This window comes from Lacrimispora sp. 38-1 (genome assembly GCF_049890855.1).
Classification (GTDB): Bacteria; Bacillota; Clostridia; order Lachnospirales; family Lachnospiraceae; genus Lacrimispora.
Genome location: NZ_JBANEW010000099.1, coordinates 343,086 through 363,972 on the forward strand (window position 1 = coordinate 343,086; position 20,887 = coordinate 363,972).

General features: G+C 44.1%; 24 protein-coding genes. All 24 read right to left on the reverse strand.

Features of this window, described 5'->3' with window-relative positions; all coding sequences use genetic code 11:
• Nucleotides 1-8: 8 nt before the first annotated feature.
• The 24 genes from lepB to priA all read right to left on the reverse strand — a co-directional run bounded on the left by lepB (nt 9) and on the right by priA (nt 20,869).
• A complete protein-coding gene (gene lepB / locus V7D18_RS27250; RefSeq protein ID WP_426159164.1) occupies nt 9-560 on the reverse strand; it encodes a signal peptidase I in 552 nt (183 codons plus the stop codon).
• Nucleotides 561-623: 63 nt separating this feature from the next.
• Nucleotides 624-971: a 50S ribosomal protein L19 gene (gene rplS / locus V7D18_RS27255; RefSeq protein ID WP_097004120.1), complete on the reverse strand. Its 348-nt coding sequence runs from the start codon at nt 969-971 to the stop codon at nt 624-626.
• 138 nt (nt 972-1,109) lie between these two features.
• Nucleotides 1,110-1,856: a tRNA (guanosine(37)-N1)-methyltransferase TrmD gene (gene trmD, locus V7D18_RS27260; RefSeq protein WP_426159166.1), complete on the reverse strand. Its 747-nt coding sequence runs from the start codon at nt 1,854-1,856 to the stop codon at nt 1,110-1,112.
• Between the two features lie 21 nt (nt 1,857-1,877).
• Complete coding sequence (gene rimM, locus V7D18_RS27265) at nt 1,878-2,387, reverse strand: ribosome maturation factor RimM (protein WP_426159168.1); 510 nt, start codon at nt 2,385-2,387, stop codon at nt 1,878-1,880.
• A 132-nt stretch (nt 2,388-2,519) separates the two neighbouring features.
• The gene (locus tag V7D18_RS27270) at nt 2,520-2,747 is read right to left on the reverse strand and encodes a KH domain-containing protein (RefSeq protein WP_104437503.1); all 228 of its coding nucleotides are present in this window, start codon (nt 2,745-2,747) and stop codon (nt 2,520-2,522) included.
• 15 nt (nt 2,748-2,762) lie between these two features.
• On the reverse strand, nt 2,763-3,005 hold the full coding sequence (rpsP, locus tag V7D18_RS27275) for a 30S ribosomal protein S16 (protein ID WP_104437504.1): 243 nt from the start codon (nt 3,003-3,005) through the stop codon (nt 2,763-2,765).
• An 84-nt stretch (nt 3,006-3,089) separates the two neighbouring features.
• Complete coding sequence (ffh, locus tag V7D18_RS27280) at nt 3,090-4,445, reverse strand: signal recognition particle protein (protein ID WP_426159171.1); 1,356 nt, start codon at nt 4,443-4,445, stop codon at nt 3,090-3,092.
• 11 nt (nt 4,446-4,456) lie between these two features.
• A complete protein-coding gene (gene ylxM, locus V7D18_RS27285; RefSeq protein WP_117415537.1) occupies nt 4,457-4,807 on the reverse strand; it encodes a YlxM family DNA-binding protein in 351 nt (116 codons plus the stop codon).
• Between the two features lie 72 nt (nt 4,808-4,879).
• Nucleotides 4,880-5,557 carry an alpha/beta fold hydrolase gene (locus V7D18_RS27290; RefSeq protein ID WP_426159173.1) on the reverse strand — a complete coding sequence of 226 codons (678 nt, stop codon included), beginning with the start codon at nt 5,555-5,557 and terminating at the stop codon, nt 4,880-4,882.
• 11 nt (nt 5,558-5,568) lie between these two features.
• The gene (locus V7D18_RS27295) at nt 5,569-5,934 is read right to left on the reverse strand and encodes a VOC family protein (RefSeq protein WP_314463257.1); all 366 of its coding nucleotides are present in this window, start codon (nt 5,932-5,934) and stop codon (nt 5,569-5,571) included.
• Between the two features lie 59 nt (nt 5,935-5,993).
• Nucleotides 5,994-7,283, reverse strand: coding sequence for a serine--tRNA ligase (serS, locus tag V7D18_RS27300; protein WP_426159176.1), 1,290 nt, complete (start codon nt 7,281-7,283; stop codon nt 5,994-5,996).
• Between the two features lie 130 nt (nt 7,284-7,413).
• Nucleotides 7,414-8,253 (reverse strand): pyridoxamine kinase, encoded by an 840-nt coding sequence (locus tag V7D18_RS27305; protein WP_426159178.1) that lies wholly within the window; start codon nt 8,251-8,253, stop codon nt 7,414-7,416.
• An 8-nt stretch (nt 8,254-8,261) separates the two neighbouring features.
• On the reverse strand, nt 8,262-8,849 hold the full coding sequence (locus tag V7D18_RS27310; protein ID WP_426159180.1) for an ECF transporter S component: 588 nt from the start codon (nt 8,847-8,849) through the stop codon (nt 8,262-8,264).
• Between the two features lie 96 nt (nt 8,850-8,945).
• A complete protein-coding gene (locus V7D18_RS27315) occupies nt 8,946-9,605 on the reverse strand; it encodes a thiamine diphosphokinase (protein ID WP_426159182.1) in 660 nt (219 codons plus the stop codon).
• Nucleotides 9,602-10,264: a ribulose-phosphate 3-epimerase gene (gene rpe / locus V7D18_RS27320; RefSeq protein WP_426159183.1), complete on the reverse strand. Its 663-nt coding sequence runs from the start codon at nt 10,262-10,264 to the stop codon at nt 9,602-9,604. Before rpe ends, V7D18_RS27315 begins: the two co-directional genes overlap by 4 nt.
• 1 nt (nt 10,265) lies before the next feature.
• Nucleotides 10,266-11,144: a ribosome small subunit-dependent GTPase A gene (gene rsgA / locus V7D18_RS27325; RefSeq protein ID WP_426159185.1), complete on the reverse strand. Its 879-nt coding sequence runs from the start codon at nt 11,142-11,144 to the stop codon at nt 10,266-10,268.
• 10 nt (nt 11,145-11,154) lie between these two features.
• Entirely contained in the window at nt 11,155-13,311 is a 2,157-nt protein-coding gene (gene pknB / locus V7D18_RS27330) for a Stk1 family PASTA domain-containing Ser/Thr kinase (protein ID WP_426159186.1), read from the reverse strand.
• On the reverse strand, nt 13,308-14,051 hold the full coding sequence (locus V7D18_RS27335; protein WP_426159188.1) for a Stp1/IreP family PP2C-type Ser/Thr phosphatase: 744 nt from the start codon (nt 14,049-14,051) through the stop codon (nt 13,308-13,310). Before V7D18_RS27335 ends, pknB begins: the two co-directional genes overlap by 4 nt.
• Before the next feature lie 20 nt (nt 14,052-14,071).
• Nucleotides 14,072-15,109: a 23S rRNA (adenine(2503)-C(2))-methyltransferase RlmN gene (rlmN, locus tag V7D18_RS27340; protein ID WP_426159190.1), complete on the reverse strand. Its 1,038-nt coding sequence runs from the start codon at nt 15,107-15,109 to the stop codon at nt 14,072-14,074.
• Nucleotide 15,110: 1 nt separating this feature from the next.
• Nucleotides 15,111-16,445: a 16S rRNA (cytosine(967)-C(5))-methyltransferase RsmB gene (gene rsmB / locus V7D18_RS27345; RefSeq protein WP_426159192.1), complete on the reverse strand. Its 1,335-nt coding sequence runs from the start codon at nt 16,443-16,445 to the stop codon at nt 15,111-15,113.
• Nucleotides 16,438-17,154, reverse strand: coding sequence for a zinc metallopeptidase (locus tag V7D18_RS27350; protein ID WP_426159194.1), 717 nt, complete (start codon nt 17,152-17,154; stop codon nt 16,438-16,440). The genes rsmB and V7D18_RS27350 overlap by 8 nt, the downstream gene beginning before the upstream one ends.
• Nucleotides 17,155-17,193: 39 nt before the next feature.
• Nucleotides 17,194-18,129 carry a methionyl-tRNA formyltransferase gene (fmt, locus tag V7D18_RS27355; protein WP_426159266.1) on the reverse strand — a complete coding sequence of 312 codons (936 nt, stop codon included), beginning with the start codon at nt 18,127-18,129 and terminating at the stop codon, nt 17,194-17,196.
• On the reverse strand, nt 18,129-18,623 hold the full coding sequence (gene def, locus V7D18_RS27360; RefSeq protein WP_426159196.1) for a peptide deformylase: 495 nt from the start codon (nt 18,621-18,623) through the stop codon (nt 18,129-18,131). Before def ends, fmt begins: the two co-directional genes overlap by 1 nt.
• Before the next feature lie 17 nt (nt 18,624-18,640).
• Nucleotides 18,641-20,869, reverse strand: coding sequence for a replication restart helicase PriA (priA, locus tag V7D18_RS27365; RefSeq protein WP_426159199.1), 2,229 nt, complete (start codon nt 20,867-20,869; stop codon nt 18,641-18,643).
• Between the last annotated feature and the right edge of the window lie 18 nt (nt 20,870-20,887).

Below are 20,887 nucleotides of genomic sequence, written 5' to 3' on the forward strand. Positions count from 1 at the left end.
ACATTCCTCTACTTCGAACGAATTAATTCCAGCTTTACAAGGGGCAGCATTCGTAACCATATTTTCCCTTTGATCTGACTGCCGCTTACATTCCCAATATTGGAAAAACGGCTGTCTTCACTGCTGTCCCGGTTATCTCCTAACAAAAAATATTCCTCTTCTCCCAGCTTCATGGGCTTTTCAGCCAGCCCTGCCAGAGATATCCGGCCAAGTCCTGCCGGTTCTTCCAGCTTCTCGCCATTGATATAGATCTCATCGTTTTTGATCTGTACCGTCTCTCCCGGCAGTCCAACGATGCGCTTTACATTCATCTTCTGGTCTTCTCTTTGAAACACAACCACATCAAACCGGTCCGGCTTCCCAAAATCATAGGACAGGCGATCCATTAAAACCACATCACCGGACGCTAAAAGGGGTAGCATGGAATGCCCTGCAACAACGATCTGAGTTCCATAAGCATAGACCAGAAACCATGCAAATGCAATCACTACAACGATGTCAACAATCCAGTTGACAAAATGGCGGAGCCTGTTATTATCTTCACTATGATAAAAATCCATCTATGACACCCCACCTACTAAAGAAAGGGACAATTTACATTGTCCCCCTCAAATGTTCCGGAATTATTTAACCAGTTCTTTGACCTTAGCAGCCTTACCAACTCTGTCTCTTAAGTAATTCAGTTTTGCTCTTCTTACTTTACCCTTTCTTACAACTTCAACGTTGTCTACGGAAGGGGAATGTAATGGCCAGGTTTTCTCAACGCCGATACCGTTAGAGTTCTTTCTTACAGTAAAGGTTTCTCTTGCGCCGCCGTTCTGTCTCTTGATAACGGTTCCTTCAAAAATCTGGATTCTTTCGCGGGTTCCCTCTTTGATCTTGTTGTATACTTTTACAGTATCACCAACATGGAACACCGGTACGGTCTGCTTTAACTGTGCTGCTTCAATATTCTTAATAATTTCGTTCATCGTGTGAACCTCCTTGATTTTATTTGATGTTCTTAATACTTCATACTGGAATCCGTAACAGAGGACCATCGCCTTTTGATCACAACATTTTGTATTTTATCATAAAGGGTTGTCGAATGCAACCCTTTTTCACTATAATTATTCCCTGATTTCCTGTTCTTTTACAAGCTTATTTAAATATTCTTCTTCTTTTTTTGACAGAACCGCTTCTTTTAAAAGATCCGGTCTCCGCTCTAAAGTCCGCTTTATGGATTGCTCCCGTCTCCAGCTTTCAATATTCTTGTGGTGTCCGGATAATAAAACCTCAGGAACCTTTAATCCCCTGTACTCCTCCGGCCTGGTATACTGGGGATACTCAAGCAGATTGTCATGAAAGGATTCAAATTCAGCTGAGGACTCATTATTTAACACACCCGGTATTAACCGGGAGATGCAGTCAATCATGACCATGGCAGGAAGCTCTCCGCCGGTCAGCACATAGTCTCCAATGGACAAGAAGTCCGTTGCCACAAGATTTAATGCCCTCTCGTCAATTCCCTCGTAGTGACCGCAAAGAAAAACCAGATCCTCTTCTTTGGCAAGTTCCCCTGCAATCGTCTGATTGAACACAGTTCCCTGGGGTGTCATGTAAATCACACGGGGCTTCTTGCCAGTCTTCCTGCACAGATCATCGTAAGCTTCGCATATGGGCATGGGCTGCATCACCATTCCCGCACCGCCACCGTATGGGTAATCATCCACACTGTGGTGCTTGTCTTTCGAATAGTCTCTTATATCAATTGCTTCTATGGATAAAAGTCCTTTTTCTGCAGCTCTTCCGATAATGCTGGTATTTAAGCCGTTTAAGACCATATCAGGAAACAGCGTCAATATATGATAATTCATTCTTTATTTCCACTCCTATCCTTAATCCAGAAGCCCGTCCATCATATGGACTGTGACGGTTTTCTTCTCCAGATCCACATTGAGGACGCATTCTTTAATTGCAGGAAGAAGAACCTCTCTGCCATCAGTCATCTTAACCTCATAGACATCATTGGCCCCCGTTTTAATCACATCGGTCAATGTCCCCAGTTCTTCCCCATCATCTGTTACCACTAAAAGACCGATGAGGTCAATAATAAAGTTTTCATCAGGGCCCAGTTCCACTGCCAGATCTCTCGTGATCAAAAGATCCTTACCCTTGTATTTTTCAATTTCATCAATGGAATCATATCCTTTAAACTTCAGGATTACCATATTTTTGAAGAATTTTACTCCCTCAATTTCTAAATCTATCTGTTCCCGGCCTGTATCCAGAATCACTTTTTTTAACTGTTTAAAACGGGTGGAATCATCCGTTGTTGGAAACACCTTCACTTCTCCCTTTACCCCATGGGTGGAAGAAATCACTCCGACTCTTAGCAAATTTTCCATTTGTCTCTCCATATCATATAAAAGAAACCGGATATTACTATCCGGCTTAATTCTCCACATTGTTTCGTAAACCACTGGTTTAGGAAAGCAAAAGAAGACCGTCTTCCCGACAGGCCGGCGGTCTTACAAAAGCTACTGGATTTCTACAGTAACTTTTTTATCTTCTTTGGAAGCTGCTGCTTTTACAACAGAGCGGATCGCTTTCGCAATACGGCCCTGTTTGCCAATTACCTTACCCATATCGGAAGGTTCTACCGTAAGTTCAAGGACGATTTCATCGTCTTTTACAGTCTCAGTAACAGCAACATGATCTGGATTATCAACCAGTGCTCTTGCAATTACTTCTACTAATTCCTTCATATGCTTCACCTCTCACTACTGGATACCGGCGATCTTTAAAAGCTTGCTTACAACTTCTGTTGGCTGAGCACCTGTTGCTAACCACTTTTTAGCGTTCTCTTCGTTAAACTTGATTACGCTTGGTTCTGTGGTAGGATCATAGTATCCAACTTCTTCGATGAATCTGCCATCTCTGGGAGATCTGGAATCTGCAACTACAATTCTATAGAAAGGAGCCTTTTTCTGACCCATTCTTTTTAATCTCATTTTTACTGCCATGTTCTAATTCACCTCCTTAAATCTTAAATTGTGAAACTTATATATAGCGACGCAGAAATCTGCCTTGCTAACATCAAAGTAATATTAAAACGGTAATTTCAGTTTACCAAGAAGTCCTGCGCCTCCACGGCGTTTTCCTCCGCCAAGCATTCCGGGCAGCTGTTTCATCATCTTCTTCATCTGATCAAACTGCTTAACAATCCGGTTCACTTCACTGATATCAACCCCTGCTCCCTGTGCCACACGCTGCTTTCTGGAAGCGTTCTTCATCAGGTCAGGATTGGTCCGTTCTTTGGCAGTCATGGAAAGGATAATCGCTTCCACCCGGTCCATGGCCTTTTCATCAATATCCATATCTTTCATCTGTCCCATGCCAGGCATCATACTCATAATGCTGGCCATGCCGCCCATGTTTTTAACCTGGGTCATCTGGTCCAGAAAATCATTGTAATCAAATTCTGCTTTTTTGAGCTTCTGGGATAATTCCCTGGCTTTCTCTTCGTCCACCTGGGTCTCCGCCTTCTCAATCAGAGAAAGAATATCTCCCATGCCTAAAATTCTGGAGGCCATACGGTCCGGATAAAACTGTTCCAGATCAGACAGTTTTTCACCCATACCAACGTAAAGAACCGGTTTTCCGGTGACCGCACGGATGGAAAGGGCGGAACCGCCTCTTGTATCACCATCCAGCTTTGTAATGATGACACCGTCAATTCCAATCTTTTCATGGAACATACCGGCAACATTCACAGCGTCCTGTCCTGTCATGGCATCAACTACCAGAATCGTCTGATGAACTTCAACACTGTCTTTAATCTCAATCAGCTCGTTCATCATGTCTTCATCTATATGAAGACGGCCTGCCGTATCTAAAATCACGACATTCTGGCCATTCTTTGCTGCAGATGCAAGTGCAGCCCTTGCAATATCAGCAGGCTTCTGGTTTTCTCCCATGGAAAATACCGGAACCCCCTGCTTCTCACCGTTGATCTGCAGCTGTTTAATCGCAGCGGGGCGGTAGATGTCACAGGCAACCAAAAGGGGATTTCTGCCCTTTGCTTTTAACTTACCGGCAATCTTGGCTGTTGTTGTTGTCTTACCTGCACCCTGCAGACCAGCCATCAAAATCACGGTAATCTCACTGGCAGGTTTTAATTCTATCTCCGTTGTCTCAGAGCCCATTAACTTAACCAGCTCTTCGTTTACAATCTTTATTACCATCTGGCCAGGAGTCAGACTGTTCTGGACATCCTGTCCAATCGCTCTCTCCTGCACAGCACTGATAAACTGTTTTACAACCTTAAAGTTAACGTCTGCTTCCAATAAAGCCATCTTAACTTCTTTTAAGGCTGTCTTCACATCCGCTTCGGACAAACGTCCTTTGCCTCTTAAATTCTTAAATACATTCTGTAACTTATCGGATAAGCTCTCAAAAGCCATCTAACGCCCTCCTAATGAGCTTCCAGCTCGATGATTTCGCCCGATATCTCTTCGATGCGATGGATCAGACTCATGTCCTTTGTTCCGGCAAACTCAGCAGTTAAATTCCGGATTTCTCTTGCCAGTCCCTTGGTTTTTTCAAATTTTTCTACCAGATGAAGCTTCTCTTCATAGCCCTCTAAAATCTTATCACACCGCTTTACCAGATCATGAACGCCCTGGCGGCTGATTCCCTGTTCCTGCGCGATCTCACTGAGGGATAAATCGTATAATACTACATCTTCATAGATGTTCCTTTGATGCTCTGTCAGCAGAGCTCCGTAGAAATCATACAAAAGTCCCTGTCTTGCAATCTTCTCCATATCATCACCTGTGATATCATACAATACTTTTTTTATAGTGTCAAGTATTTTTTCTTTACACCCCTAAAAAAATCAGGTTTCAGTTTTACCCGGTACATTTAAAAATTTCTTCATATAAAAATAAAGTTTTCTGCTGTGAATTACATAGCTTCCATGAGTCTCACCGGGCAGAATTCTAAGAAGGCTGTTTTTCATCCTCGATGCCAGATACTGTGTATGGGAAGTAAGAACCATATCTCTTTCGCCGGCCAGTATGAGGGTTGGAACAGTAATCTGTTCCAGTTCCTTACCTGAAATCTGCGGCTCGTTTAACATCATAAGAACCTTGGGATCATGAAAGAGCAGTCCTAAGAATCCAAACAGAATCAGCCATCTGCGCTTTAGTCCTTCCGGGTATGCATTGGCACCGCAGATCACCATCCTGGAGAAAAGTCCGGGGTCTCTGGAAGCTGCCAGTATCCCTATGATACCTCCATCACTGAATCCGCAGTAGGCCGGACGATCCAGCTCTAAAAGACGGATAAATTCCGCCACATCCTTTGCCATCTTCTCATAACTGATGTTCTCTTTTCCGGAGCTTTTCCCATGTCCTCTGGAATCCAGGGCGTATACCGTATAATCCCGACCGAGTAAGTCTGCTGTCTCTTTAAATATGCTGTGGTTTTCCCCGTTTCCATGGACCAGAATCACAGCCGGTCCTTTGCCCGTAACTTCATAATAAAGCCGGATTCCGTTCACTGTTATAAACACCTGTTTTCTCCTTATCTGGCAGGAACTATTTCCAGCCAGTATCCATCAGGATCACTGATAAAATAAATTCCCATCCCTGGATTTTCAAAGCAGATCACGCCCATCTCCTTGTGCTTTTTATAGCACTCCTCATATTCATCTGTATGAAATGCAAGATGAAATTCGCACTCCCCAAGATTATAAGGTTCTGTACGGTCGGTTAAATAAGTCAGTTCCAGAGTGAAATCAGTTTTTCCATCCCCTAAATAAACCAGCCGAAAAGATCCGTCAGCTGCTGTCTTCTCCCGTACCGGAAACAGACCAAGAGCTTCTTTATAGAATTTTAAACTTTTTTCCAGATCAAGTACATTAAAATTAAAGTGGTTGAAGGTAATCATGATGGGTTCTCTCCTTTTCAAAAAGAGTCCGACCTGTTAAAAGCCGGACTGAAACGTTATTATTTCTTTGGTACAAGTGCTTTCATGCCGCCCATATATGGCTGCAATGCATCGGGAATCTTCACGGTTCCGTCTGCCTGTAAATTATTCTCCAGGAAAGCAATGAGCATTCTCGGGGGTGCCACAACCGTATTATTCAGGGTGTGTGCAAAATATTTCTGACCATCTTCTCCTGATACACGGATCTTCAGCCTTCTTGCCTGTGCATCTCCTAAATTGGAGCAGCTGCCCACCTCAAAATATTTTTTCTGTCTTGGAGACCATGCCTCTACATCCACAGATTTTACTTTTAAATCAGCCAGGTCACCGGAGCAGCATTCCAGGGTTCTAACCGGAATATCCAGGGTTCTGAATAAGTCTACGGTATTCTGCCATAGTTTATCATACCAGTCCATGCTCTCTTCCGGTTTGCAGACTACAATCATCTCCTGTTTTTCAAACTGATGAATCCGGTAAACACCACGTTCTTCCAGTCCATGAGCTCCTTTTTCCTTTCTGAAGCATGGTGAATAGCTGGTAAGTGTCTGGGGAAGCTTTGCTTCAGGAAGAATTGTATCAATGAATTTTCCGATCATGGAATGTTCACTGGTGCCGATTAAGTATAAATCCTCTCCTTCTATCTTATACATCATGGCATCCATCTCTGCAAAGCTCATAACTCCGGTTACTACTTCACTGCGGATCATAAAAGGAGGGATGCAGTAGGTAAAACCTCTTCCGATCATAAAATCTCTTGCATAGGATATGACAGATGAATGAAGTCTTGCAATATCTCCCATAAGATAATAGAAACCGTTGCCTGCAACCTTTCTTGCACTGTCAAGATCGATACCGTCAAAGCTTTCCATTATTTCAGTGTGATAAGGGATGTCAAAGTCCGGCACTACCGGCTCTCCGTAACGCTGTACTTCTACGTTCTCACTGTCATCCTTACCGATTGGAACACTGGCATCTATAATGTTTGGAATGGTCATCATGATCTTTTTGATTTTTTCTTCCAGTTCGCCTTCCTTTGTTTCCAGTTCAGCCAGATGGTCGGAAGCATCGGTTACCAACCGCTTCAACTCTTCTGCTTCTTCTTTCTTTCCCTGTCCCATCAAGGCACCGATCTGTTTGGAAAGTTTGTTTCGTTCCGCTCTCAAAGCATCTCCTTCCTGCTTTGCTGCACGGTTTTGCTCGTCCAGTTCGATGACTTCATCAACCAGCGCAAGCTTGCTGTCCTGAAATTTATTTTTGATGTTCTGCTTTACAATTTCAGGATTTTCTCTTACAAACTTTAAATCTAACATGGTATTCCTCCTGGTTTTTCCTCAATATTTTCTGCGAATCCAATGCGCATAATAATCTGCCGTTGATTATACTACAAAAAAAGGGCAAAGAAAAGCCCTTTTCCTAAAATTCCCCATCTCTCTTCCTTTTTTACTGACGAATAAGCAAAGAGAGGATCTCTTCGAAACAAACTCCATTCTCTGTGGGCACATTCATCTCATCCGAAACCAGAATACTCTGCTTTACAAAATGAGCCGCCATTTTAACATTCTTTATAAGAGGCACGCCTTTCACTGCCTGTGCCGCTATGATACTGGCAAACACATCTCCGGTGCCCGGTCTGTCGTTTCCTGCTTTTAAAGATCTCAGGAACTTTACCTCAAGGCCCTTTTGAGCCACTACATTGGTTATAAAGGAACCTTCCTTCACTCCGGTAATTACTGCCGAGTCAGGTCCCATACTTATTATTTCCTCCGCTATGGACGCCAGCTCTTTTCTGGTCCAGCCGGTCTGCCGGTACTGCCTTCCGGTAAGAATACAGGCTTCTGTTAAATTGGGAGTCACAATATTACCGGACTCCACCAGTGTTTTCATGCGGCTGCACATCTCTTTTGTATAGGTCTGATAGGTATTTCCATTATCACCCATAATAGGATCTATAATAACCATGGTTTTTTCTGTTTTAAAATCACGTATCATATCAGCAACAATTTCAATCTGATCCCCAGAACCTAAAAAACCGGTAAAAATCCCATCAAAGTCCAGGTTCAGTTTCTTCCACTGTTCCAGGTATAAAGGCATTTTTTCCGTATAGTCATCAAAAAAGCAGGTGGGAAATCCGGTATGATTGGATAATATGGAGGTAGGAACCGGACAGCACTGCACTTTTAATGCAGATATAACAGGAATAGCCACTGTTAATGAACAGCGGCCGTATCCTGAAAGGTCATGAATTGCTGCAATTTTTTTCTGTTTTTTTTCTCTTGTCATAAAAGCTCCTAAGATATCCTGGCAAATAATCCGGAGCGCACCAGCGCTTTCCGAAGAGGCATATAAACCAGCACTGATACAATCCCCGAAGTAACCGCATTGATGGAAGTGGAAGCAACGTTATAAACCAGTGCCAGTTCTGCTGCCGGTTTTCCAAGGATAAGAAGTTTGTAGAAATATCCCACCATAGGATCAAAAATCACATTAAATAAAAGTCCTGCAGCTGCCGCCAATATGGTCCATTTAAGAATATGCCTGCTGTCATTGGATTCATTGATCTTTCCAAGCCTGTGGGCAATCAGTCCTGTGATCAGGCCAATGCATAATTTCAGGACAAATGTTTTGGGGGCATAAATGATGTACACAGGGTCAAATAAATCACCGATGGTCATCCCGATGGCGCCGCCAAGCCCTCCATATAATCCGCCCAGAAGCAGTGCACCCAGCACGCAGACAGCATTGCCTAAGTGTATGGAAGTGGCATCCCCTCCCGGAAGCGTAATCTTAAACTGAAGAAATGTAAAAACCACATAAGACATTGCGGCAAAAAGTCCGGTCAGCGGGACCTTGTAAATAGTCTGATTTGTTTGATTCATTGATGATTCCTCCCTTACTGCTATTGTTGTTCTTAATCTTAGCACGCAAGTGGAGTGATATAAATATCCAGTTTTTACTTTTTAAGCCATACCAGTTTAATCATGGGATTCCACACAAATCAGTACACCTGAATCAAATTCAATAGAACCGTCCGCACCCGTCAGTTCGTTGCTGATGCATAGGCTCGTCCCTATGGAGATGTCTTTTTTATGAAGGGGATATTTAAATCCGGAAAGGGTAATTCCCTTTACTTCCATGGTCAGCGGCAGAAATGAAATATAAGTCCCCCACATTTTCTCCGCTTCAAATCCTCTTCCCTTTTCCAAAACGGTAATACGGTTTTTCGGATCTACGATCGAAGCATTCACTCCCTGTTTTAAGCAATAATACAGCAGATGAAGATTCCCCATGAAGTGATCAAGCCTGCCGCCGGTTGCTCCCAGAAGTACAAGATCTGTGCACCCTGAATTCATGGCTGTATAAAGAGCCAGTTCCGTATCTGTCTCATCTTTTTCCGGCTTGTGTATGTCCCATGTGATATCCCCGTATAAATTACGGTATTTTGAAAGAACAGATTCCTCCACCGTATCAAAATCGCCCACAACCGCATCCGGCTCTAAATTCAGCTGTGACAGGGCCGTAAGCCCGCCATCTACCGCAATGATCTTATCAAAGCTTTGATTTGCCAGAAATGCTCTGGCGAAATCAAAATCAATGGTTCCTCCCGTAACGATTAATCCCGTTCGTTCTTTCACCCTTTATATTCCTCAAAAATTTCTAAAAATTTTCTGGTATTGGCTGCTGCGTCACCTTTAAATACAGCAGACCCTGCTACAAATACATTGGCTCCTGCTTCAATCAGCTCTCTCACATTGTCGCAGGTAACACCGCCGTCAACTTCAATATCAATATTCAGGCCCCTGCGTTCTGCCATGGTCCGCAGAGCGCGGACCTTCTCCAGTGTGTATGGAATAAACTTCTGTCCGCCGAATCCCGGGTTCACTGTCATAATCAAAACCATATCAAGCGCCGGTAAAATACATTCAAGCACAGACAATGGCGTTGCAGGATTTAAGGCAACCGCCGCTTTCAGTCCTGCTTCTTTAATTTGATTCACCGTCCTGTCCAAATGCCTGCATGCCTCCGCATGAATACAGATTAAATCTGCACCGGCAGCCTTGATATCTGAAATATAGCGTCCCGGCTCCTCCACCATCATATGAACATCAAAAATACGGTCCGTGCAGCTTCTAAGGCTGGCAATCACCGGCATGCCAAAAGATATGCTGGGCACAAACGCTCCATCCATCACATCAAGATGAATATACTGAGCTCCTGCATTGGCTGTATCCATCACCTGTTGTCCAAGATTTTTAAAGTCTGCCGCTAAGATTGAGGGGGCAAGTTTAAGCATGTTAGTATCTCCTTTTTTCTTTCAGTTCCTCATACAGAAGCCGGTAATTATCATAACGGCTCTGGCTAATTTTTCCTTCCGTAACGGCATTTTTTATGCCGCAGATCTTCTCGCCGATGTGCACACACCCAAGAAACTTACAGTCTGGCTCATAGGGTTCAAATTCAGGAAAATATTCCTTTAACCGGCCGCACTCCATGTCCTCTAAATACATGGAGCTAAAACCGGGTGTATCCATCATATATGTCTGGTTCCCAATTCCAAATAGCTCCGAATGCCTGGTGGTATGTTTTCCCCTCTGGATCTTTTCACTGATCCGTGCAGTTTCCATCTCCGCTTCCGGATAAAGCAGATTCGTCAGCGATGATTTTCCAACACCGGAAGGTCCGGCCAGAACAGTGGTTTTTCCGGCCAGAATTTTTTTCACACAGTCAATTCCCTGTTTTTCATAAACACTGGTGAAATAAACAGGGTAACCGGCCGCCTCATACATCCGGCGCAGGTTTCCCACCATTTCATCTTCTGAAAGATCAATTTTATTAAAGCAGATATTAACGGGTACATCCTGAGATTCCATCATTACCAGAAAACGATCCAGCAGATTTAAATTAGGTTCCGGATGGGTAATGGAAAACACCACCAGTGCCTGATCTACATTGGCTACAGCAGGGCGCACCAAAGCATTTTTTCTGGGCAGGATCTCTTCAATGTTTCCTTTCCGCTCTGTCTCATCCAGAACGGAAATTTCCACATCATCTCCTACAAGAGGTTTTACATGTCTGTTTCGGAATATTCCTTTGGCCTTACATTCGTAAAGATACCCATCCTTGCTGTGGACATAATAAAATCCAGCAATGCCTTTTAATATTTTTCCTGTCATATACGCTTCCTTAGGATTGTGGAACAGCAACAAAGGTAATCGCGTAAGAATTAACCACCTCACCTGTATCCACATTTACTATTTCTACTGATCCGCTTGTTACATTATAGGCTCCCTCAATATTTTTAAATGAAACCGGAAGCATCTGATCTCCTTTTAACGTTACCGGACCCATCAGTTCTCTTACGGTATCCTGTCCATTCACCGACTGTCTCAGCTGGATTTTTAAAGTCAGCTGGGTACTGCCCGATCCAGGACCAATGATATTCTGCAGGGAGAAGGATTTATCAATGGATGCAAGATACTTATATTTGGATTCCTGTCCGTTTCCGGTGCTGATTACAAAATTGACAGCAGTTCCGGATTCCACCTGGCTTCCCGGGGTGGCAGACTGACTGATGATATTGCCTCTTGCAACTGTCTCAGAAGAGGCTTCGGTTACGGTTCCCTGAACCAGACCCACATCTGCAAGCATCTCTACTGCAACCTCCTGTGTCTGTCCTGCCAGATTCGGCACAACAACCGGATTGACCAGTGTTGGACCGCTGCTGGAATACAGGGTAACGGTTTCCCCTTCCTTTGCCTCACCCGGGCTGTAGCTTACCACATTACCGGCAGTTACCGTATCGCTGTTCTTCTGCTCTACATTGACAACCAGCCCCTTGCCTTCCAGTAAGGACTTGGCAGACGCTGTATCCAGGGATTCAAGTCCCAGCTTTTTAAGGTCAATGGCTGCTTTCTCCGGACCATTGCTGATTACTACATAGACAGCAGAGTATTTATCAACTACTGTATCAGCTTTTGGATCCTGAGAAATCACATCTCCCTTGTCAACGGTATCTGAATATTCATATTCACTGATTTTCATATACAGATCGCCGCTCTCCTTTAATTTCTTTTCTGCTGTTTCAGAATCCAGTCCGGAAACGTCAGGCATTTTCACTTTTTTATCGCTGAGAGTTTCTTCCGTGGAGGCAGCCGTAGTAGAAACCGACTCTTTTCCGGATCCGGAACGGAATAATCCTCCGACTTTGGAGAATACAATTGCCAGAATAATAACAATAATAATGGCAGTCACTACTCCTGCCGCAGTCAGAAGCTTTTCAATCTTGGGATTGATATCCTCGTCCGTATTATTTCTTCTGTTTCTGCCAGTCCCGGGCTGTTCCTCATACTTGGGGGAAGGCTGGTATTTCTGCCCATACTCTTTCCCCTGTGAGGTGCGCTTTGCAGGCTGCTCAGGCTGGGGCTTGCGGCCGGACCGGATCTGTTCCAGTTCCGGTTTTCCAATAATTACAGTCTGGGAATCATCCACAGGCGGATGGTTCTGTACAAAATCCCCGTTGGGATTGACCAGAGCCTTGCGCAGATCAGAAATCACTTCGTACATACTCCCATATCTGTATTCGGGTTTTTTCTCTGTGCTCTTCAATATGATGTTTTCCAGTGCGACCGGAATCATCTCATTAAAATAGCTGGGTGGCGTAATCACAGATTCTAAGTGGGCCAGGGCAACCGTTACGGTATTATCTCCCTGAAACGGCACTCTTCCGGCAACCATCTCATATAATGTGATACCCAGTGAATAGATATCACTTCTCACATCGCTGTAACCTCCGCGCGCCTGTTCCGGCGATATGTAGTGAACCGATCCCACAGCAGTTGCACTCATCGTCTGGGAGGAAGCAGCCCTGGCTATTCCGAAATCAGCCACCTTTACTTTCCCGTCTCTTGCAATTATAATATTCTGGGGTTTGATATCGCGGTGAATAATTCCCTGTTCATGAGCTGCTGCAATACCCTGGGCAACCTGCATGGCTATTCCAATGGCTTCCTTAATATCAAGGCAGCCCTTTTTCATAATATAATTTTTTAATGTAATTCCTTCAATTAATTCCATTACAATAAAATGAAGGTCACCCTCATCCACAACGTCATAAATATTGACAATATTCGGATGAGAAAGTCTGGCCGCTGACTGGGCCTCCATTTTAAACTTACCGACAAAATTACTGTCAGAACTGAATTCTTCCTTTAATACCTTTATGGCTACCAGGCGGTTTAATTTATGGCACAGGGCCTTATACACATCTGACATACCTCCGGAACCGATCTGTTCCAGTATTTCGTATCTGTCCTGTAAAAATGTCCCCGGTCTCAAAATCATAAGCTTCCCTCCCTGCCAAGCTGAGGTTCAATCAAAACAACAGCAATATTGTCTTTCCCCCCATTGTCATTGGCTACTGTAATTAATTTTTCTGCCTTCTCCGGCAGCTCCAGTTCCGAGCATATGATTTCCTCTATTTCAGCATCTTCCAGCATATTGCTGAGTCCGTCAGAACACAAAAGGATATAATCTCCCGGTTCCAGGCTGACTTCAAAAAAATCAATCTCCAGCTTATCTTCCGTCCCAACAGCTCTGGTTATAATGTTCTTTTTTTCCCGGTAATCCTTACTCCCCCGCTCCAGCTGACCCAAAGACACCAGTTCTTCCACATAAGAATGGTCTTTTGTGATCTGCTTTAACCGGTCACGGATTAAATAAAGGCGGCTGTCTCCCACATTAGCCACATACATGGTGGATTCTTCAATCACAGCCGTGACCAGCGTGGTACCCATACCGTTTAGTTCCGGTTTTTTCATGGACTCCTGATAAAGAAGCTCATTCACTTTTTCAATTCCGTCTTTCAGTACCTTAACAATTCTGGTATCTTCTGTCATCTTAAAATGAGCCACCAGATTTTCGGCAATGAATCTGGAAGCATAATCTCCGGCCTGATGGCCTCCCATGCCGTCTGCAACGAGAAACAGATCAGGCAGCACGCCCACAGGCTCAATTGAGGCAAAAACATAGTCCTGATTCGCCGAACGGACTCTTCCGGTATCCGTCATAGCACAAGCCTTCATCGTAACATTCTCACTTCCTTTTACTCCTGATTTAAAAAACTTTTCCGCAGCTGTCCGCAGGCACCGTTAATATCCCTGCCCATTTCTCTTCTTATAGTAACATTAATTCCGTTTTTTTCAAGGAGATTTTTAAATGCTTCAATTGCTTTCCTGTCTGACTGCACATAATCCCGTTCCTTAATTGGATTGACAGGAATCAGATTGATATGCCCATGCTGGGCTTTTAAAAGAGCTGCCAGAGCTGACGCCTCTTTTAAATTGTCATTTACGCCGCTCACAAGGCTGTATTCAAAGGTGATCCTTCTTCCGGTTTTTTCAAAATAAGTATGGCACGCCAAAAGGACATCGGCAAGAGGATAGCGGTTGGCTACCGGCATCAGGCTTTTACGTACTTCATCACTCGGCGCATGAAGGGAAAGAGCCAGCGTAATCTGCAGTTGCTCCTCTGCCAGTTTTAAAATTCCCGGCACAATTCCGCAGGTGGAAACCGTTACGTTTCTCTGACTGATATTTAAACCATGTTCGTCGGTGAGAAGCCGGATAAACTTCACAAGATTATCATAATTATCAAGAGGCTCACCCGAACCCATAACAACGACGTTGGATACCCGTTCTCCGGTAAGTTTCTGAATCCGGTAAATCTGATCCAGCATCTCGGCAGGGCTTAAATTCCTCTCCAGCCCGTCAAGTGTGGACGCGCAAAAGCGGCAGCCCATGCGGCACCCAACCTGAGAAGAGATGCACACGGAATTGCCGTGCTTGTATTTCATCAGTACACTTTCAATTACATTGCCATCGGAAAGGCCAAATAAATACTTTCTTGTTCCGTCTATCTGGGAGATTTTTTCTTCTACAACAGTAAGGGTAGGAAGATCTGCCCTCCCAACCAGTGTTTCTTTCAGAGATTTCGGAAGATTGGTCATTTCTTCATAGCTGGCAGCCAGCTTCTGATGGATCCATTCGTACAGCTGTTTTGCACGAAATGGTTTTTCTCCGGCAGACACTATGAAAGCCGTCAGCTCTTCCAGATTTAAAGACTTAATATCTGTTCTTTCCATTCTATTCTACCTTTTTTTGTAATACACCGATAAAGAATCCGTCACAGGGATGAATTCCCGGTAAAAGCTGCATATATCCCTGTTTCATGGTATCTATCTGAAACCGGTTTTTAAACATTCCTTCCAGATCAACCGCCTGAAACGGGAAGTTCTCTAAAAACCATGCCATGTTCTCTTCATTTTCTTTTTTATCTATGGTACAGGTGCTGAAAACAAGCTTTCCTCCCGGCTTTACATAGGTCTGTACAACTGAAAGGATCTCCCTTTGAAGGGAAGCAAGTTCATCTAAATTCTCCGGTTCGATCCTGTACTTAATATCAGGCTTGCGACCCATAATTCCAAGACCGGAGCAGGGAAGATCTGCAAGTACGATATCCGCTTTGTTGGCAGAATCAGGATCCGGTACCAGTGCATCCCATACCTTGGCCCTGATATTATCAAAGCCGCACCGGTCAATGTTCTCCTGTATCAGACCGACCTTGTACTCTGTTAAATCCCTTACCTCAACCATACCGGTCCCTTTAAGCTTATCTGCCAGATGGATGGCCTTACCTCCCGGAGCACCGCAGACATCAATGCAAAAATCTCCTTCTTTTGGATCTGCTGCCTCTCCCACAAGGGCAGAGCTTAAATCCTGAACCTGAATATATCCTTTTTGAAAGGCTTCCAGGCTTTCCAGATAATCATACTTTTCTAAAATCAGTATTTCTTCTGAAATGCCTGACTCTGTTACCTGCACATTCTGTTTTTTCAGGCTGGAAAGAATCTCTTCTTTCCCAGCTTTTGAACTGTTTAAGCGTATTGTAGTTTTACTGTTTTCTAAAAATGATGCCATAATGGCATCGGCCGTTTCCTTTCCATAATCCCTGGTCCACATGGAAACCATCCATGCAGGAATAGAATAACGAACGGAGTCATCCGGCCAGACAAGACTTTCTTTATTTCTTGATATGTTTCTTAAAACACCATTTACAAACCCTTTCAGTCCCTCAAATTTCCGCCTGGCGGCAAGTTTCACAGCCTCATTGCATACAGCGGAATCCGGAACCCGGTCCATATATAAAATCTGATAAACCGACATCCGCAGAATATTGCGGATGACCGGTTTCATTTTTTTAACCTTCGTTGAAGAGAAAAAGTCAATGACGTAATCAATTTGTATTAAGTATTCTACTGTTCCTTCAACAGTCCTGGATATAAAGGAACGTTCTGCTTTATCCAGATACTGGTATTTATTTAAGGCCTGACGCAGGATTAAATGACTGTATGCGGAGCGTTCCAAAATTTCAATCAGAACATCCAGTACAATCTCCCTGCTGTCTGTGTCTTTAGTCATTATCTCTTCTTCCTCCAAATAATATAACAAGTCTCAGCAGCTGAAGCACGGTTGCTGCAAGTGCCGCCACATAAGTAAGAGCCGCAGCTCCAAGCACTTTTCTTGTGTGAGACAGCTCTTCATCTCCTAAAATTCCTACCTGTCCCAATAAAACAACTGCTCTTCTGGAAGCATTAAACTCAACGGGAAGTGTTACCAGCTGAAACAAAACAGCCAGTGAAAATAAAATCAACCCGATGTTTACCAGTGGTGAACCTGCACCGCTGATAAAAAAGCCCAGTAAAATAATAGGCAGCGCAGCATGGGAACCGATATTGGCAGCCGGAACAATGGCACCTCTTAACCGCAGCGGTACATATCCCGTATTGTCCTGCATGGCATGTCCGCATTCATGGGCTGCCACGCCGATTGCCGCTACAGATGTTGAGTCATAAACCGAATCCGATAAATTAACGGTCTTTGTCCTGGGATCATAATGATCGGACAGTTTTCCGCTTACAGGTCTTACCTGCACATCATAAATGCCCTGGGAGTTTAAAAGGCGCTTCGCTGCCTCTGCACCTGTCATTCCGGACATACTTCTCACTTTGGAATATCTGTTAAAAGTACTGGTTACTCTGGCTGATGCCGCCATGGATAACAAAGCTCCAATAATTACAAAGATCCAGGTCGGGTCCAAATAATAACCCATCATACCACCATAATACATAATCAGATTCTCCTTTCCCGGGAATACGTTCTGTACTCCTTACATATGTTTAAAAACAGTTCCATGCTCTATCTGGTAACCGCGGAGGAAAGCACCGATATCCATGCGTTTCTTTCCCTGCAGCTGCAGTTCTTTGATGGACAATCCGCCTTTTCCGGTTTTCACCACCAGATGATTTTTGCTGGTTTCCACCACCTGGCCGCAGACTCCTTCATATTCCTGATCTGCCACATCTGCATCCCAGAGTTTAATCACTCTGCCATCCCAGTCTGTGTAAGCACTTGGCCAAGGGTTTAATCCACGGATCAGCCGTTCGATGGAAACAGCATCCATAGACCAGTCAATATCACCCATGTTTTTTTTGATCATTCCCACATAGCAGGATTCTGCATCGTTCTGCTTCTGTAAAACAGCAGTTCCATCTTCTAACTTCTTTAAGGTTTTTACAATGAGCTTTCCGCCGATCTTACCCAGCTTATCATGAAGGCTTCCGCCAGTCTCTTTCTTATCCAGGGAAACTGCTTCCTGGTCAATCATCTCTCCGGTATCTATAGTTTCCGCCATCATCATTGTAGTAATACCGCTAACCTCTTCCCCGTTTATAACTGCATACTGGATGGGAGATGCGCCACGGTATTTGGGAAGCAGAGATGCGTGAATGTTGACACAGCCAAATTTCGGAATCTCTAAAATGCTTTTTGGAAGAAGCTGCCCAAAAGCCGCAACTACCATCACATCCGGTTTTAAGTCTGTCAGTAATTTTACAAATTCCGGGGCTCTCGCCTTTACAGGCTGATAAACAGGAATTCCATATTCCAGAGCTTTTTCTTTAACCGGTGACACGGAAACTTCTTTCCCTCTCCCCTTTGGTTTGTCCGGCTGGGTCACTACAGCCAGAACTTCATGTCCTGCCTCTACCAGTGAGCAAAGGGCAGGAACAGAAAAGTCAGGGGTGCCCATAAATATAACTTTCATCAATATTCCTCAACCTCCTCGTCCTCTTCTTCCAGAGTCACGTCCTCAATTTCCCCTTCTACCTTATCCACAAACAGTTCACCGCTTAAATGATCACATTCATGGCAGATTGCACGGGCAAGAAGTTCTTCTCCTACCAGCTCAAAGGGCTGCATATCAGCATCAAAAGCTCTGACTTTCACATGATTGGGTCTGGTGACTGTTCCTGATTTTCCTGGTACACTTAAACAGCCTTCCGGTCCGCTCTGTTCGCCATCTGTCTCTATAATTTCCGGATTGATGAGGACATACTGGTTGCCGTCTTCCACATCAATAACTACAATCTGTTTTAAAATTCCTACCTGGGGAGCTGCAAGACCCACGCCATTGGCCTCATACATGGTTTCAAACATGTCTTTAATTAAATCGGTAATTCTTGGGGTAATTTCCTTCACAGGTTTACACTTTTTTCTTAAAATTTCATCTCCAATGGTTCTAATTTTTCTAATCGCCATTCTCTTTGTCCTCTCATTTACGAAAAATCATATTGGATCAATACTTGTTCAAACAATTCGGGATGATTTTCAGAAAAACCATCAATTTGATCCCTGATTTTAATTAGTATATCATAGTTTTCTTGTTTCAAGTATAAAATTTTTCTATATATATCATTAATTTTGTAGACGGAAGCCTCCACCGGACCGATGATCTGCACGTGCTGAGGTTCTCCCAAAGCTGCCGCAAATGCCCCTGCTGCAGCTGCCGTTTCCCCAAGCACGGATTCGTTCCGTGACGAAAACTGAATGGTTAAAAGCCCGCTTGCAGGTGGATATTTCATCAGGCTGCGAAATGCCATCTCCTGCTTGTAGAAGGTCTCATAATCCTGGTTTGCTGCAGTCACGATGCTGTAATGTTCCGGACTGTAGGTCTGAATGATCACATCTCCCGGCTTGGAATCCCTGCCGGCCCTTCCGGCCGCCTGGGTCAGAAGCTGAAAGGTCCGCTCTCCCGACCGGTAATCCGGCGTATTTAAGGACAAATCAGCCGCCAGCACCCCAACCAGAGTCACATCCGGGAAATCATGTCCTTTTACAATCATCTGTGTCCCGATTAGAATATCTCCTTCATGTTCGGAAAATGCAGAAAGTATGGCTTCGTGTCCGCCCTTTTCTTTGGTCGTATCCATATCCATACGAAGAATTCTGGCCTGGGGAAACATCTTCTTTGTCATCTGTTCGATCTTCTGGGTTCCCACACCAAAGTTTGCAATATAAGGAGAACCGCAGGAAGGACATTTTGACGGCATGGGAATGGTATGCCCGCAATAATGACAGACAAGGCGGCTGTTGTTGTGCAGCGTCAGTGTCACATCACAATGGGGGCAGCGGATGGCTTCCCCGCAGGAGCGGCAGGATACAAAATTGGCATAGCCTCTCCGGTTTATAAACAGCATGACCTGTTCTTTTTTCCTTAGCTTTTCTTCCATCAGCGCCTGTAATTTTCTGCTGAATATAGACTTATTTCCATCCTTTAATTCCTGCCTTAAATCCACAATTGATACATTTGCCAGACTGCTGTCTTTTTTCGCTCTTTCTGTCAGACGAAATAACTGATAATCGCCTCTCAGTGCCCTGGTATAGGCTTCTAAAGAAGGAGTTGCCGAGCCCAGCACCAAAGATGCATTCTCCATCTGTGCCCTTTTTCCGGCCACTTCTCTGGCGTGATATCTTGGTACTGTCTCACTTTTGTAGGCGCTCTCATGTTCCTCATCAATGAGAATCAGCCCCAGTCTGGAAAAAGGTGTAAACAATGCGGATCTTGGTCCGATCATAATATCAATATCACCATTTTTAGCACGTTCAAACTGATCGAAACGTTCTCCTGCAGACAAACGGGAATTGATGATGGAAACCCGGTTTCCGAATCTGCCGTAAAAGCGCATCACGGTCTGATAGGTCAGCGCAATTTCAGGAATCAGAACAATTACCTGTCTGTCATCTTCAATTACCTTCTGGATTAAGTCCATATAAACTTCTGTTTTGCCGCTGCCTGTAATGCCATGAATCAGATAAGTCTTTCGGATTCCTTTCAAATAATCCTTGCAGAAGGAGTCCACAATCATCTGCTGCTCTTGATTGAGCCGGAGTTTTCTTTCTTCCTGTCCGTCTAACTGAATGGGATTGCGGTAAATCTCTTCTGACTCAAGACAGATCTCACCCTTTTCGATCAGCGGCTTTACTGCCGATGCGGAAAGATTCATCTGGTTTACTGCTATCTCATATGGAATTACCGGGTTGTTAAGCAGTGCCGTAAAAAGTCTGACTCTCGCCTTGTAATTCTTTTTTTCCGCTTCTTTTAATGCACAGCCTAACTGTTCCCGGTCAAGGAGACTTCTTATGATCTTTTTTTCTTTTGGCTTCACTTTCTGCTTTACCGGCAGCACGGTTTTCAGTGCCTGATTCATGGTGGATCCATACTGTTCTTTCAGCCACCATGCAAGAGTAATCAGTCTTGACTCCGCCGATACCCCATCAGTCACAATTCCCCCGATTTCTTTTATCTTATCCGGATCATAACCGGCCTGGGCCGTAATTTCCACCACATAACCCTTGCGCATGGTATTTCCCCTGCCAAAAGGGATCAGAACCCGGGTCCCGACGGAAATATCCTTAAGCAGATTCTCCGGAATCCGGTAATCGAAGGTTCTGTCTACTTTTTCATGAGAAATATCAATGATGATCCTGGCATAGTTTTTTGTCATTCATTTCCTCCAGAGGCA

Coding starts and splice junctions, on each gene's coding strand:
- V7D18_RS27335 (WP_426159188.1), bottom strand. CDS start 14,051: ATGAAGGCTTGTGCTATGACGGATACCGGAAGAGTCCGTTCGGCGAAT.
- trmD (WP_426159166.1), bottom strand. CDS start 1,856: ATGAATTATCATATATTGACGCTGTTTCCTGATATGGTCTTAAACGGC.
- V7D18_RS27270 (WP_104437503.1), bottom strand. CDS start 2,747: ATGAAGGAATTAGTAGAAGTAATTGCAAGAGCACTGGTTGATAATCCA.
- ffh (WP_426159171.1), bottom strand. CDS start 4,445: ATGGCTTTTGAGAGCTTATCCGATAAGTTACAGAATGTATTTAAGAAT.
- V7D18_RS27295 (WP_314463257.1), bottom strand. CDS start 5,934: ATGATTACCTTCAACCACTTTAATTTTAATGTACTTGATCTGGAAAAA.
- V7D18_RS27350 (WP_426159194.1), bottom strand. CDS start 17,154: ATGTATTATGGTGGTATGATGGGTTATTATTTGGACCCGACCTGGATC.
- def (WP_426159196.1), bottom strand. CDS start 18,623: ATGGCGATTAGAAAAATTAGAACCATTGGAGATGAAATTTTAAGAAAA.
- serS (WP_426159176.1), bottom strand. CDS start 7,283: ATGTTAGATTTAAAGTTTGTAAGAGAAAATCCTGAAATTGTAAAGCAG.
- rpsP (WP_104437504.1), bottom strand. CDS start 3,005: ATGGCAGTAAAAATGAGATTAAAAAGAATGGGTCAGAAAAAGGCTCCT.
- rimM (WP_426159168.1), bottom strand. CDS start 2,387: ATGGAAAATTTGCTAAGAGTCGGAGTGATTTCTTCCACCCATGGGGTA.
- rpe (WP_426159183.1), bottom strand. CDS start 10,264: ATGCTTAAACTTGCCCCCTCAATCTTAGCGGCAGACTTTAAAAATCTT.
- priA (WP_426159199.1), bottom strand. CDS start 20,869: ATGACAAAAAACTATGCCAGGATCATCATTGATATTTCTCATGAAAAA.
- lepB (WP_426159164.1), bottom strand. CDS start 560: ATGGATTTTTATCATAGTGAAGATAATAACAGGCTCCGCCATTTTGTC.
- V7D18_RS27310 (WP_426159180.1), bottom strand. CDS start 8,849: ATGAATCAAACAAATCAGACTATTTACAAGGTCCCGCTGACCGGACTT.
- rsgA (WP_426159185.1), bottom strand. CDS start 11,144: ATGACAGGAAAAATATTAAAAGGCATTGCTGGATTTTATTATGTCCAC.
- V7D18_RS27305 (WP_426159178.1), bottom strand. CDS start 8,253: ATGACAAGAGAAAAAAAACAGAAAAAAATTGCAGCAATTCATGACCTT.
- pknB (WP_426159186.1), bottom strand. CDS start 13,311: ATGATTTTGAGACCGGGGACATTTTTACAGGACAGATACGAAATACTG.
- rplS (WP_097004120.1), bottom strand. CDS start 971: ATGAACGAAATTATTAAGAATATTGAAGCAGCACAGTTAAAGCAGACC.
- fmt (WP_426159266.1), bottom strand. CDS start 18,129: ATGAAAGTTATATTTATGGGCACCCCTGACTTTTCTGTTCCTGCCCTT.
- rlmN (WP_426159190.1), bottom strand. CDS start 15,109: ATGGAAAGAACAGATATTAAGTCTTTAAATCTGGAAGAGCTGACGGCT.
- rsmB (WP_426159192.1), bottom strand. CDS start 16,445: ATGACTAAAGACACAGACAGCAGGGAGATTGTACTGGATGTTCTGATT.
- ylxM (WP_117415537.1), bottom strand. CDS start 4,807: ATGGAGAAGATTGCAAGACAGGGACTTTTGTATGATTTCTACGGAGCT.